A 13,193-nucleotide genomic window follows, 5' to 3' on the forward strand; every position below is an offset into this window, starting at 1 on the left:
ACCTGACTCACTCACCCAAAGGACAGCACTGTGGAAATTCTACTGATCGGCGCCAGCGGCACCCTCGGCTCGGCCATCGAGAAAGAACTGGCGCCTCGCCACGAGATCGTGCGCATCGGCCGCAACAGCGGTGATGAAACCGTCGATATTAGTGACAGCGCCTCGATCCGCAAACTATTCGAACGGACGGGTCCTTTCGATGCACTGGTTTGCGCGGCCGGCAACGTCACCTTCGCCCCCCTGGCCGAGATGACCGAGGAATCCTTTGCCCTGGGCCTGCGCGACAAGCTCATGGGCCAGGTCAACCTGCTGTTGATCGGCCGCGAATTCGCCAACGACGGCGCCTCGTTCACCTTCACCACCGGCGTGCTGAGTCACGATCCGATTGCCAGCGGCGCATCGGCGACGCTGGTCAACTCGGCCATCGACGGCTTCGTGCGGGCGGCCGCCATCGAGCTGCCGCGCGGCATGCGGGTCAACAGCGTCAGCCCCACCGTGCTGGAAGAATCCATGGACAGCTATGGCCCGTTCTTCCGTGGCTTCAAGCCGGTTTCTGCGGCGGATGCAGCGCTGGCCTACGCCAAGAGCGTGGAAGGGCTACAAACCGGACACACTTTCCGCGTCGGTTAATCGCCTCTTGTGATGAGCGAGCAGGCTGAGTAACGTGGCGGCACTTGTCTGGAGACCGCCCCATGTTCGCTGCTCGTTCCGTCCTGCTGTTTGCCCTCGTGCCTCTGTTCGCCGGCTGCCAGTTCCTGCCTTCGCAATCGGCTGCCGACAAGGTGTCCACCGACGGCATGATCCGCATGCAAGGCACCCTGACCGGCGACGGCGGTAAGCTGTTCTTCGAACCCTGCAACGAGCAGCGCCGCTACGCCCTGACCGACAAAGGCAACACCGGCATCCTGCAGGAAGCCGCCTCGGTGGTGGACAAGAGCGGCAAGGCCTTCGCCGACATCCGTGGCAATTTCGTCGCCAGCCGCGCCCAGGGCAGTGACGGCCAGGGTGATGTGTACCAGCTGTATCGCGTCGAGCGCCCGAGCAATGCCTGCGAAGACGCCAACTTCAAGCGCCTGACCATTCACGCCAGCGGCAACGCGCCGAAATGGAACCTCAATGCCAGCGGCAAGGGCATGGTCCTGGAACGTGAGGGCATGGACGCGTTCGCGGTGCCGTACATGGAAGAGCAGATGCCCGAAGGCCGCTTCAACTTGATCACCGACGCCAACGACCAGCATGTGGAGCTGTACGTGGCGCCGCAGCGTTGCGTGGACCCGGTGACCGGCTCGGTACAGCACCTGACGGCCGAACTGCGGGTCAACGGCCAGGTCCAGCGTGGCTGCGCGTATTTCGGGGCGATGCGTAACGATTGAAATTTTGACGCTGCTCCCTTGTAGGAGCGCGCTTGCCCGCGACTGCGGTGTTTCAGCATGTCTGACACACCGCAGGCGCGGGCAAGCGCGCTCCTACAAAACGTCGCTTGGGGTGCATTCTGGCTTATAATCTCCGGTTCTTGTAGCGCTGCCGGGCCGATCCTGCGGCCCGAAACCGGACCTTTCAATGTTACGAATCACCGAACTCAAACTGCCGCTGGACCACGCGGATGAAGAGCTGCGCCCTGCGCTGCTGCAACGCCTGGGCATCGACAGCGACGAGCTGCTGGATTTCACCCTCTTCAAGCGCAGCTACGATGCGCGCAAGAAATCCACCGAACTGCAATTCATCTACACCATTGACCTTGAAGTGCGCGACGAAGCCACGCTGCTCAAGCGCCTGAGCCACGACAAGCACCTGACACCGGCACCGGACGTCAGCTACAAGGTCGTTGGCCAGGCGCCTGCCGATCTCGCCGAACGCCCGCTGGTCGTCGGTTTCGGCCCGTGCGGCATCTTCGCCGGGCTGCTGCTGGCACAGATGGGCTTCAAGCCGATCATCCTCGAACGCGGCAAGGAAGTCCGTCAGCGCACCAAGGACACCTGGGGCCTGTGGCGCAAGAACGTGCTCAACCCCGAGTCCAACGTGCAGTTCGGTGAAGGCGGCGCAGGCACCTTCTCCGACGGCAAGCTCTACAGCCAGATCAAGGACCCGAAATTCCACGGGCGCAAGGTCCTGCACGAGTTCGTCAAGGCCGGCGCGCCGGAAGAAATCCTCTACGTCAGCAAGCCGCACATCGGCACGTTCCGCCTGACCGGCGTCGTGGAAAACATGCGCCAGCAGATCGAAGCGCTGGGTGGCGAGGTGCGTTTCGAACAGCGCGTCACCGACGTGCTGATCGAAGACGGCCAGTTGCAAGGCGTGGAGCTTGCCAGCGGCGAGCGCATCGAATCCCGTCACGTAATCCTGGCCCTGGGCCACAGCGCCCGTGACACCTTCCGCATGCTCCACGGCCGTGGCGTGTACATGGAAGCCAAGCCGTTCTCGGTGGGTTTCCGCATCGAACACCCCCAAGGGCTGATCGACCGCGCGCGCCTGGGCAAGTACGCCGGGCACCCGAAGCTCGGCGCTGCCGACTACAAACTGGTGCACCACGCGAAAAACGGGCGTTCGGTGTACAGCTTCTGCATGTGCCCGGGCGGCACCGTGGTGGCGGCGACTTCCGAGCCTAACCGCGTGGTCACCAACGGCATGAGCCAGTACTCGCGCAACGAGCGCAACGCCAACTCAGGTATCGTGGTCGGCATCACCCCGGACGAAGACTATCCGGGCAGCCCGCTGGCCGGTATCGAGCTGCAGGAACGCCTGGAATCCCACGCCTACATCATGGGCGGCGAGAACTACGAAGCGCCTGCGCAACTGGTGGGTGATTTCATCGCAGGCAAGGCGTCCACCGAGCTGGGCAGCGTCGAGCCGTCCTACAAGCCCGGCGTGAAACTCACGGATCTGGCCGATGCCCTGCCCGCCTTCGCCATCGAGGCGATTCGCGAAGCGTTGCCGGCGTTCGAAAAACAGATCCGCGGCTTCTCCCAGGCCGATGCGGTGCTGACCGGCATCGAAACCCGCACCTCCTCGCCGCTGCGCATCACCCGCGGCGCCGATATGCAGAGCCTCAACGTCAAGGGCCTGTTCCCGGCCGGTGAAGGCGCAGGCTACGCGGGCGGGATCATGTCGGCGGGTGTCGACGGGATTCGCATCGCCGAAGCCTTGGCCAAGAGCATGTTGGGTATCGTCGAGTAACAAACGCAATACCTGAACTATACCGACCGTAGCAGCACGGCTTGCCGGCGGGGGCGTCCTTGAGATCGCTCCCGCCGGCAAGCGGAGCGCCGCCCGGCCGGGCTGCTACGGGTTTGTTGAAGATTCCTACAAGCCCCGTCGCATAAGCCCTGCAGCACTTTGTAACACTTCACACAAAACCTTTGTATACAGGTTCATATTCAATTTTTTATAACAAAATCGAATATAACTTTTGTTTTCAGCAATAAGAACACGCGGTACGGTGTCGCTCCTTTTGCGCATGTCCATGGAGAATGACCTTGCCCGTACGCAATACATTCAAACGCTTTTTCCAGCTCGAGGCGGCTGGCGGTCTGTTGCTGATCGCTGCAGCCGCCCTCGCCCTGCTGATCAATAACTCGCCGCTTTCCTGGCTCTACAACGGCCTGCTCGACACGCCGGTGGTGGCGCAGATCGGCGCATTGAAGATCGCCAAACCGCTCCTGCTGTGGATCAACGACGGCCTGATGGCGCTGTTCTTCCTGCTTATTGGCCTTGAGGTCAAACGCGAGGTGCTTCAGGGGCATCTGTCGCGTCCCTCGCAGATCGTCCTGCCGGGCGTGGCCGCCATCGGCGGCATGGTGGTGCCGGCGCTGATCTACTGGGCGCTGAACAAGGGCGACCCTGCGGCCATGAGCGGCTGGGCGATTCCCATGGCGACCGACATCGCCTTCGCCCTGGGCGTACTCGCGCTGCTGGGCAAGCGCGTACCGGTATCGCTCAAGCTGTTTCTGATGACCCTGGCGATCATCGACGACCTGGGCGCGATCATCGTTATCGCACTCTTTTACTCGGGGGAGTTGTCCACACTGTCGCTGTCGCTGGCCGGCGCCTCGATCCTGGCCCTGATCGCGATGAACCGCCTGGGGGTGACGAAACTCGCACCCTACCTGCTGGTCGGCCTGGTGCTGTGGGTGTGCGTGCTCAAGAGTGGCGTGCATGCCACCCTGGCCGGCGTGGTGCTGGCGTTCTGCATTCCGCTCAGATCCACGGGGCAAACCGCCTCTGCCCTGCAGACGCTGGAACACGCCCTGCACCCCTGGGTCGCCTACGCCATCCTGCCGCTGTTCGCCTTCGCCAATGCCGGGGTTTCGCTCACGGGCGTGAGCCTGGACAGCTTCACCCATCACGTCCCCATGGGCATCGCTGCGGGCCTTCTGCTGGGCAAGATGCTGGGCGTGTTCGGCCTCACCTGGCTGGCGATCAAGACCGGAATGGCCACGCTTCCGGCCGGCGCCAACTGGGGCCAGGTGCTGGGTGTGTCGATCCTGTGCGGCATCGGCTTCACCATGAGTCTGTTCGTCGGCTCGCTGGCGTTCGTGCCGGGACAAAGCGAATTCGCCGGGGTGGACCGGATGGGCATCCTGACCGGGTCGATCCTGGCCGCGTTGATCGGCTACGCAATCACCGCGCTTTCCAGCCGCAAGGCGCACTGAACCGTAGCAGCACGGCTTGCCGGCGGGGACGTCGTATCAGGCACTGCCTCTTTGTCTGACTCACCGCTCCCGCCGGCAAGCCGTGCTGCTACGAAAAGGAGTGATATCCCGCAAACAAAAACGCCCCGAAGATCGGGGCGTTTTCATTTGCGGCAGGATCAGTGAGTAACGCGGCTGGTGCCGTTCACGGTCATGATGCGAACACGCTCGCCAACACGGAAGATCTCGTTTTCCTGAACTTCCTGCACGTAGGCACGCATGCTGCCGTCATCTTCACGCACGGTGATTTCCACACCCTGCGCACGGGTCAGGCCACCCTCGGCGGCCGAACCGAGCAGGCCACCGGCCACCGCACCGATCACGGCGGTAACGATACTGCCGCGACCGCCACCAATGGCGCTACCACCCACACCACCGACGATCGCACCGGCACCGGCGCCGATCGGGGTTTTGGTGCCTTCAATCTTCACAGGGCGCAAGGACTCGATGGTGCCCAGGCGTACGGTCTGGACTTGGCGAGCTTCATCGCGCGAATACGAGTCGCCGGTCAGGCTCGAAGTACAGCCGCCCAGCGTCAGCGCCATGGCAGTGAACGAAGCAACCAACAGAACAGACTTACGCATAACATTCATCTCCAAAGGAACAGGTGGCGATTAAACTCTGCGGCGCTGAGTCATGTCACGAACCTGTACCGATTATTTACGTTCATTCAGGCGCTATACAGAAAGCCGCCAGCGTCTATCAGTATGGACGACGGCATGGGCGATTGATTCAAAGAAATGCCGATCCAACCTCCCGACCGGCAGAATCGCAGGTCTAGGGCGCCAGGCGTTCGCGGGTCCAGGCACCATCGACCAGCCGATAATTGAGCCGGTCGTGCAGACGGCTTGGCCGGCCCTGCCAGAATTCGATCCGGTCCGGCACCAGGCGGTAGCCACCCCAATGTTCAGGGCAGTGCGGCTGGCCATCGCTGAACCGCGCCTCGGTGGCCTTGAGCAGTCCTTCCAGTTCTTCGCGGTCGGCGATCACCCGGCTTTGCGGCGAAGCCCACGCTCCCAGGCGGCTGCCCAGAGGACGAACCTGGAAATAGGCGTCGGATTCTTCGTGGGAAACCTTCGAGATCCGCCCCTCGATGCGCACCTGACGCTCCAGGGTCGGCCAGAAGAAAGTCATGGCGGCAAAGGGGTGAGCCGCCATCTGCTGGCCTTTGGCGCTGTCGTAGTTGCTGAAGAAGGTGAACCCCTGAGCGTCCAGCCCCTTGAGCAGGAGGACCCGGCAGTGAGGACGACCGTCGGCATCGACGGTCGCCAGGGTCATGGCGTTGGCTTCGACCGGCGCCTGCTCGGTCTTCACCGCCTCGTCGAACCACTGGTGGAACAGCGCGAAGGGTTCTTCCGGAGCCTGGGCTTCGGTCAGACCCTCGCGGGCGTAGTTGCGACGCATGTCAGCCAGACGCTGGCTCATCACTGCCTTCCTTTATCGAAATCCGTGGACGGGATAGCGATATTACCCTCAGTTGCTGCTGGCTTGCGCGTCGCTGGCTGCTTTCTTGGCGGCAGGCTTGGCGGGTGCGGCCTTGGCCTTGGTAGCAGTGGCTTTCTTGGCAGGCGCTTTCTTGGTTGCCGGAGCCTTGGCCGGCGCTGCCTTCTTGGCCGGGGCGGCGGATTTGGCAGGCGCGGCCTTGGTGGCCGGTGCCGGGGCGACTGCTGGCTGGGCTTCCTTCACAGCGACCATGGTCGGCGCCGGTACCGCTGGCAGGTTGTACTTGGCCAACAAGGCGACCATGGAATCCTGCGGCGTGAGGATCACTTCAACACGACGGTTCTGGGCACGCGCCGAAGCGGTATCTGCGGTGACACGAGGCATTGCCGCGCCCATGCCGCGCAGGTTCAGGCGATTACGCTCCAGGCCGCTGAGGCGGAAGATCGCCGCCACCGACTGTGCGCGCTGCTGGCTGATCTTGAGGTTGCTGTCGCTGGCGACGTCGGCGTGGCCGAGTACCAGCACGGCGGATTTCTGATCGCCTTCGACCAGCTTGGCCATGCGGGTGATCGGGCCGAGGTTGATCGGCAGCAGCATTTCCGGACGGTCCGGGTTGAAGGTGCTGTCCACCGGTGCCGTCACGACCAGCACGTCTTCACGGCGCTCGAGTTCGAACTTGCTGTCCTTGATCGCCTCGCGCACTTTCGGCTCGTTGAGGTCGAGCCAGGCCTGGGTGACTTTCGGGTCGATCTTCGGCAAGGCAGGCGCTGCGTCTTTCTTCGCTTCGCTGCCGCCGAATGGCCACCACCACTTGCTGCCGGTATCGGCCTTGGCGACTTCAGGGGCGCTCGGCTTGGTCGCTGCCACTTCCGGCTTCTTCTCGGTGGTGCCGTGGTCGGAGCCGAACGGCCAGTACCAGTGGCTGCCGCTCTCGGCTTCAGTCTTGGCCACTTCAGCGGCAGCCGGGCTGGCCGCAGGCTTCACCGGCGCGGCCTTGGCAGCGTCGGCGCTGTTGCCGGAGCCGAACGACCACCAATGGTCGTTGCTGGCCGACGAGTCCTGAGGGGTTTGCGCGCAACCGGTAACGGCGAGGCACAGTGCAAATGCGAGACTTTTGTTGGCAGACATGGGTGACCCACAAAAAATTGATCAGAAAATGAACGAAGCAGCGCCCATATAACACGCATAAACGCCGAGTTGGAAAAAGAAACCGCCCTACGGTTCCCATATGGGCGGTTTAACTGACAGTCGGTAGAACAAGCACTTATCAGCGACAGTTATTGCAAACACTCACCAAGCACCCGGACCAGACGCTGTGCCCGGGGATCCATCAGCACATAGGGGCCCAGCGTGTTGGTGACGAAGCCAAAGGCCACATCGCGCTCCGGATCGGCGAACCCCACCGAACCACCGGCGCCAGGATGGCCGAAGGATTTGCCGCCCAGGCCGAAGGTGGCATTGGGCACCTCGGGCTGGTCGAGCATGCAGCCCAGGCCGAAGCGGGTCTGGGTCAGCAGCGTCTTGTCCTGGCCGATGCTGTGCTCGCGGGTCAGCTCGTTGATCAGCTCGGCGTCCAGCAGGCTGCCATCCAGCAAACCGCTGTAGAAACCGGCAAGGCTGCGGGCGTTGCCGTGGCCATTGGCGGCAGGTTGCTGCATGCGCCGCCATTCGGGTTTGTTGGTGCTGGTCATGATCGACGGCGGGTTGGTGAACGCGCGGGCGGTCATGGAGGTGGGTTCGCGCATCGTCGCCTGGAGCAGGCGCTGGGCCGCTTCATCGCCGACGTTGCCCTTGCCGCGGGCGATATGGGCCACGCGATGGAATTCCTCGTCCGGCAGACCGACGTGGAAATCCAGCCCCAGCGGCCGGCAGATGCGCGCCGCGATGGACTCACCTGGCCCGCGCCCTTCGGCACGGCGGATGACTTCGCCGACCAGCCAGCCGTAGGTGATCGCGGCATAACCGTGCCCCTGGCCCGGCGTCCACCAGGGCTGCTCGGCAGCCAGCGCGTCGGTCATCGCTTGCCAGTCGTAGAGCGCTTCGGCCGGCAGCATGTCACGCAGGGCAGGCAAGCCGGCCTGGTGGCACAGCAACTGGCGCAGGGTGATGGCCTGCTTGCCGGCGGCCGCGAATTCAGGCCACAGGCGCGCAACCGGCTCGTCCAGGTTCAGCTTGCCCTCGCCCACCAACTGCAGGGCGGTGACTGCGGTGAAGGTCTTGGTGCAGGAAAACAGGTTGGCGATGGTGTCTGTGTGCCAGGCCTCGGCGCCGTCCTTGTCGGCACAGCCTGCCCACAGGTCGAGCACCGTCTGGCCGCCGATCTGCACGCACAGCGCAGCGCCGCGCTCTTGCGGATCGTCGAACAATGCGGCAAAGGCTTCGCGCACGGCTTCGAATTGAAGCTCGAAATGACCCTGGATCTGCACGGTGTCGCCCTCCGGTCAGGCTGCAGAAAAATGGCGTGCATTGTTCCAGCGATTGAGCGGTTTGGGAACAGCGGCACGCTGTCAGACTTACGACAAAACCTGTAGGAGCGCGCTCGCCCGCGATGGCGGTGTGTCAGGCGGAACATTCGTTACAGACACACCGCCGTCGCGGGCAAGCGCGCTCCTACAGGTCATTGCGGCTTGCCGATCACATCAATCACCTGCCCATTGGCCTTGCGCACCGCCTCGACAAACCCCTGATACGGCACGTCGGTAATGCTCACCAACCCCAAATGGCCGTTTTCGCCATCGAGCATGCGCCCGGTGGCCGGCTCATCCAGGTACTGGAACCAGTGCACGCCGACAATCGAAGGCTCGGCCAATGCGCTTTTCAGGAAGTTGGCGTAGGCAGGCCCACGGTCTTCTTCGCGAGGCACTTCGACGGCGCCGCCCCAGAACGGTCCGCGATCCCGCGAGCCGAAGTGGAACTCGCTGACCAGCACCGGCTTGTCCAGCACCTTGAGCTGCGCGAAGTCCACGCCGTCCTGGGGTTTGAGCGCATACAGATTGAAGCTCAGCACGTCGCAGTACTGGGCACAGGCCTGAATCACTTCCGGGGTGCTGACACCGAAACGTCCGCCCAGCAGCAGGTGGTTGGGCGCGTGCCACTTCAAGGCATCGGAAATGGTCTTGAAGTAGGTCTGCGCAAACACGTGCTGAAAATGCCTGAAGTCGTTCTCGATTTCCGGGTGCTCGGGGTTCGGCAGCGGCGGCTCGAACCCCGGATCCTCCATCAACTCCCAGGCCGGCAGATCGATGCCCCAGGCCTTGGACAGCCCTTCCTGATTGCGGTACTTGTCGCGCAGTTGCTTGAGGAACGCCCGCTTCGCCGGAACGTCGGTGGTCAGTTTCAGCGTGCCATAGGCCAGCGCGTAACGGTCCTTCGGATCGTTTCCGGGCCCGGCCCAGGCCAGTTCGTTGTCGGCGAAGTAGCCGATCAGGTACGGATCGTCACGGTGATCCCGGGCAGCGATGGCCACCGCGCGCTCGGTGGCCATGGCAAAACGCGGATCGAACGGATCGGGCATGCCGCCCCACCAGTCGTGGCCGGTGCTGATGCTGACGTAATCACCGACGATGGACAGCGGCAAGGTGTAGGGCACGCGCTCGCGGTTGCCAAGCTCGGGCTCGCTCCAGTTGCCGATGGTGTTGAAGCCCCAGGCCTCGAGGCGTTGCAGGGTGTGATCAGTCCAGCGCTTCAGATCCAGGCTGACCGGTTGCACGCCATAGGTTCGCTGCAGGTTGGCACCGTAGAAATCGAACCAGCGCCCTGCATCGAACTGTCGCCCCTTGCTCGCCCCCGTCTCGCGGTGGTCATTGCCGGTGCCGTAGAACACCGCCAGCGGGTCATCGTTGCCGGGCAGGCTGCCGAACATCGATTCTCGCCCTTCGACGTAGGTCTGGCTGTCATCCGCCGCGACGGCGTTGACGCCCAGGGAGTAGAACGGGTGGCCTTCGGGCGTCACCAGATACCAGCGGTCATTGCGCTTTTCAGTCCGAAAGAAGCCCCTGGCCTCGAAGGTCGGGCCTTTGAGCAGGCCGCCGTATTTGTCATGGGCCGGGCGGTCCTTGAGCCAGCCCTTGAGCTGCTGTTGCTCTTTGGCCGCCAGGGATTTGAGCTGGTCGTCGCTGGTGATCTTGTCCGGCCATTTGCCACGGGTGTATTGGCCATAGCCGTCCAGCAGATTGCTGTAGGCGGCCTTCATCACCGCATCGCCCTGCTGCACACCGAATTTCTCGATCAGCACACTCTGGGCAACGTCAGGCCGGGACATCGATACAGTCACCGACTTCACCTGGGCCAGGTCCAGATCGCCCTCGGTGCTGGCCAGCAGCACGCGCTGGCCTTCGTAAGTCCAGGGCATGGGCGGCCCGACGCGCATGCCCTGGCTCAGCGGGGAGCTGGCCTTGAGCGGCACGATCAGGGTTTGCGCAGGGCCAGCCGGCAGGTCGATGCGGCTGTCCAGGGTCTTGCCGTCGGCACTCTCGATTCGCACATGCAGCGTCAGCGCCCAGTCCATCGCGCTTTGCAGGCGCAGGGTCATGGCGCTGTCGGCGCTCCAGTCCCAGACGCCGCTCTGTGGGGTCAGGCTCAGGCTGGGGTTGGCGGCCGGGTTGAAAGTCACCCGGCGCAGCACATCGCCCTCAGGCGTCTGCTCGGCGTTGGCCTGGGGCAGCGTGGCGTCCTGAGTGGTGACCTGCACCACATCGGCAGGACGCACAAAGTTGAACAGTGTCTGCTGACCATCGGGCGCCGCGTACACAGGTGCAATGCAGGCCAGTGCGAGAACGGCGGACAGCGTGGGGCGAATCATGGGATCGAGGCTCCAGAATCTTCGGACACCCGAGCAATGGCGTTAGCCGCGATGCTCAGGCAGGCCGAGATAAGACCCGATCAACCCCATTTCATCCCCGATGGGTTTCAGGAAATTTCGCGACGGAACGGCGGCAACGCATTGAGGATCGCCTTGCCATAGCGCTGGGTGACCACTCGCCGGTCCAGCAGGGTGATGATGCCGCGATCCTGCTCGGTGCGCAGCAGGCGGCCACAGGCCTGAATCAACTTGAGCGATGCATCGGGCACGGCGATTTCCATGAACGGATTGCCGCCGCGAGCCTCGATCCACTCGGCCAGCGCGGCTTCCACCGGGTCATCCGGCACGGCGAACGGGATCTTGGCGATCACCACATGCTCACAGTAAGCCCCCGGCAGGTCGACGCCTTCGGCGAAGCTCGCCAGGCCGAACAACACGCTTTCATCGCCGCCATCGACCCGCGCCTTGTGCTTGTTCAGGGTCTCCTGCTTGGACAGGTTGCCCTGGATGAACACCCGCTTGCGCCAGTCGCGCTCCAGACCATCGAACACTTCCTGCATCTGCTTGCGCGACGAGAACAGCACCAGCGTGCCCTTGGAGCCCTCGACCAGCCCCGGCAGTTCGCGAATGATCGCCGCGGTATGCTCGGCGGCATTGCGCGGATCGGCGTTCAGATCCGGAACCCGCAGTACGCCGGCATCGGAATGATGAAACGGACTCGGCACCACGGCGGTGACAGCATCCTTGGGCAGGCCGGCCCGCATGCGGAAGCGGTCGAACTTGCCCAGCGCGGTCAGCGTCGCAGAGGTGACCAGCGCGCCGTAGGCCACGTTCCACAGGTTGCGGCGCAGCATTTCGGCCGCAAGGATCGGGCTGGCATTGACCTCGATATCGAACAGCGAGCCGCTTTCGGCCAGGGTCAGCCAGCGCGCCATGGGCGGGCTGTTTTCCGGATCTTCGGCGGTAAAGGCGGTCCACAGCTCCCAGTTGCCGTGGGCACGGGCCAGCAGGCTGCCGAATAATGGATACCACTCTTCGGCCTGGTGGCTGGCGATGCCGATGTTCACCTCGCCATCCATGCCTTCCTTGAGCAGTTCGGTCAGGCGGGTGAACAGGTCGTCGAGCCGGGCAAAACCCTTCTTCAGCTCGATGCCCATCTCGCGCATGTGCTCGGGCACCACGCCACCCACGAAACGATGGCGCGGACGCTCGCGGCCTTCCATGTCTTCGCCGGTCTTGAAGTCGGCCAGTTGCTCGCAGGCGGTGAACATGAACTGCTGTTGCGCCTTGATCTCCCGGGCCAACTCCGGCACCTGCTCGATCAGCTTGCCCAGGTCGCCGGGCAAGGGGTGCTGCGCCAGCAACTTGGTGAGGTTCTTGGCGGTCTGCTCCAGCCAGTCGGCGGTGGAGCGCAGGCGACTGAAATGAGCAAAATGGCCGATGGCCTTGTCAGGCAGGTGGTGGCCTTCGTCGAACACGTACAGGGTGTCCCGCGGATCGGGCAGGACAGCACCGCCGCCCAGCGCCAGGTCGGCAAGGACCATGTCGTGGTTGGTGACGATGACGTCGACTTTTCCCATACCTTCGCGAGCCTTGTAGAAGGCGCACTGCTGAAAATTCGGACAATGCCTGTTGGTGCACTGGCTGTGGTCAGTGGTCAGCCGCGCCCAGTCCTGGTCAGCCAGCTCTTGCGGCCAACTGTCACGGTCGCCGTCCCACTTATTCCCCGCCAGCTTTTCGATCATGGTGGTGAACAGCTTCTGGCTGGCCTCATCGACCTCGATCTTGAAGCCTTCTTCCTCGAACAACTGGGCCGTGGCGCTTTGCGCGTTGCCTTCTTGCAGGAGCATGTCGAGCTTGGACAGGCACATGTAGCGCCCCCGGCCCTTGGCCAGGGCGAACGAGAAGTTCAGGCCGCTGTTGCGCATCAGGTCCGGCAGGTCCTTGTGCACGATCTGCTCTTGCAGGGCCACGGTCGCCGTCGCGATCACCAGCCGTTTGCCGGCGGCCTTGGCGGTGGGAATGGAGGCGATGGCGTAGGCCACCGTCTTGCCGGTACCGGTACCCGCCTCGACCGCGACCACCGCAGGATCCCCCGAACGCCGGCCTTCCTCGTCGGTCTCGACGTCGCCCAGCACCTTGGCCACCTCGGCGATCATCAAACGCTGGCCGTAGCGAGGCTTGAGGCTCTTGGCTTCGAGGAAACGCGAATAGGCGCCCTGAATCTGGGATTTGAGTTCGGTACTGATCATGGGCTGGGT

General features: G+C 63.5%; 10 protein-coding genes. 4 read left to right on the forward strand and 6 right to left on the reverse strand.

Translation table 11 applies throughout. The annotated features are described in order from the left end of the window. Positions 1–30: 30 nt before the first annotated feature. The 4 genes from ACIPOO_RS25800 to nhaA all read left to right on the forward strand — a co-directional run bounded on the left by ACIPOO_RS25800 (position 31) and on the right by nhaA (position 4,649). Complete coding sequence (locus ACIPOO_RS25800) at positions 31–630, forward strand: short chain dehydrogenase (protein ID WP_400610746.1); 600 nt, start codon at positions 31–33, stop codon at positions 628–630. Positions 631–692: 62 nt separating this feature from the next. Further along, the gene (locus ACIPOO_RS25805; protein WP_274136644.1) at positions 693–1,373 is read left to right on the forward strand and encodes a COG3650 family protein; all 681 of its coding nucleotides are present in this window, start codon (positions 693–695) and stop codon (positions 1,371–1,373) included. Between the two features lie 187 nt (positions 1,374–1,560). Next, complete coding sequence (locus tag ACIPOO_RS25810; RefSeq protein WP_400610748.1) at positions 1,561–3,174, forward strand: NAD(P)/FAD-dependent oxidoreductase; 1,614 nt, start codon at positions 1,561–1,563, stop codon at positions 3,172–3,174. Between the two features lie 299 nt (positions 3,175–3,473). After that, entirely contained in the window at positions 3,474–4,649 is a 1,176-nt protein-coding gene (gene nhaA / locus ACIPOO_RS25815; protein WP_400610750.1) for a Na+/H+ antiporter NhaA, read from the forward strand. Positions 4,650–4,807: 158 nt separating this feature from the next. On the opposite strand, the gene ACIPOO_RS25820 is transcribed toward nhaA, so the two are convergent. The 6 genes from ACIPOO_RS25820 to dinG form a co-directional block, all read right to left on the reverse strand. Next, positions 4,808–5,272 carry a glycine zipper 2TM domain-containing protein gene (locus ACIPOO_RS25820; RefSeq protein WP_274136724.1) on the reverse strand — a complete coding sequence of 155 codons (465 nt, stop codon included), beginning with the start codon at positions 5,270–5,272 and terminating at the stop codon, positions 4,808–4,810. 193 nt (positions 5,273–5,465) lie between these two features. Next, entirely contained in the window at positions 5,466–6,113 is a 648-nt protein-coding gene (pdxH, locus tag ACIPOO_RS25825) for a pyridoxamine 5'-phosphate oxidase (protein ID WP_274136723.1), read from the reverse strand. A 48-nt stretch (positions 6,114–6,161) separates the two neighbouring features. Further along, the gene (locus ACIPOO_RS25830) at positions 6,162–7,259 is read right to left on the reverse strand and encodes an OmpA family protein (RefSeq protein WP_274136722.1); all 1,098 of its coding nucleotides are present in this window, start codon (positions 7,257–7,259) and stop codon (positions 6,162–6,164) included. 149 nt (positions 7,260–7,408) lie between these two features. Continuing rightward, entirely contained in the window at positions 7,409–8,557 is a 1,149-nt protein-coding gene (locus ACIPOO_RS25835) for a serine hydrolase domain-containing protein (protein ID WP_400610753.1), read from the reverse strand. 191 nt (positions 8,558–8,748) lie between these two features. Beyond that, on the reverse strand, positions 8,749–10,932 hold the full coding sequence (locus ACIPOO_RS25840; protein WP_400610755.1) for a beta-galactosidase: 2,184 nt from the start codon (positions 10,930–10,932) through the stop codon (positions 8,749–8,751). 107 nt (positions 10,933–11,039) lie between these two features. Then, on the reverse strand, positions 11,040–13,184 hold the full coding sequence (dinG, locus tag ACIPOO_RS25845) for an ATP-dependent DNA helicase DinG (protein WP_274136719.1): 2,145 nt from the start codon (positions 13,182–13,184) through the stop codon (positions 11,040–11,042). Positions 13,185–13,193 lie beyond the last annotated feature (9 nt).

It is taken from the genome of Pseudomonas sp. NPDC090201, from assembly GCF_044746825.1.
Taxonomy (GTDB): Bacteria; Pseudomonadota; Gammaproteobacteria; order Pseudomonadales; family Pseudomonadaceae; genus Aquipseudomonas; species Aquipseudomonas putida_AD.

Coding starts and splice junctions, on each gene's coding strand:
- ACIPOO_RS25805 (WP_274136644.1), top strand. CDS start 693: ATGTTCGCTGCTCGTTCCGTCCTGCTGTTTGCCCTCGTGCCTCTGTTC.
- ACIPOO_RS25810 (WP_400610748.1), top strand. CDS start 1,561: ATGTTACGAATCACCGAACTCAAACTGCCGCTGGACCACGCGGATGAA.
- ACIPOO_RS25820 (WP_274136724.1), bottom strand. CDS start 5,272: ATGCGTAAGTCTGTTCTGTTGGTTGCTTCGTTCACTGCCATGGCGCTG.
- pdxH (WP_274136723.1), bottom strand. CDS start 6,113: ATGAGCCAGCGTCTGGCTGACATGCGTCGCAACTACGCCCGCGAGGGT.
- ACIPOO_RS25830 (WP_274136722.1), bottom strand. CDS start 7,259: ATGTCTGCCAACAAAAGTCTCGCATTTGCACTGTGCCTCGCCGTTACC.
- ACIPOO_RS25840 (WP_400610755.1), bottom strand. CDS start 10,932: ATGATTCGCCCCACGCTGTCCGCCGTTCTCGCACTGGCCTGCATTGCA.
- dinG (WP_274136719.1), bottom strand. CDS start 13,184: ATGATCAGTACCGAACTCAAATCCCAGATTCAGGGCGCCTATTCGCGT.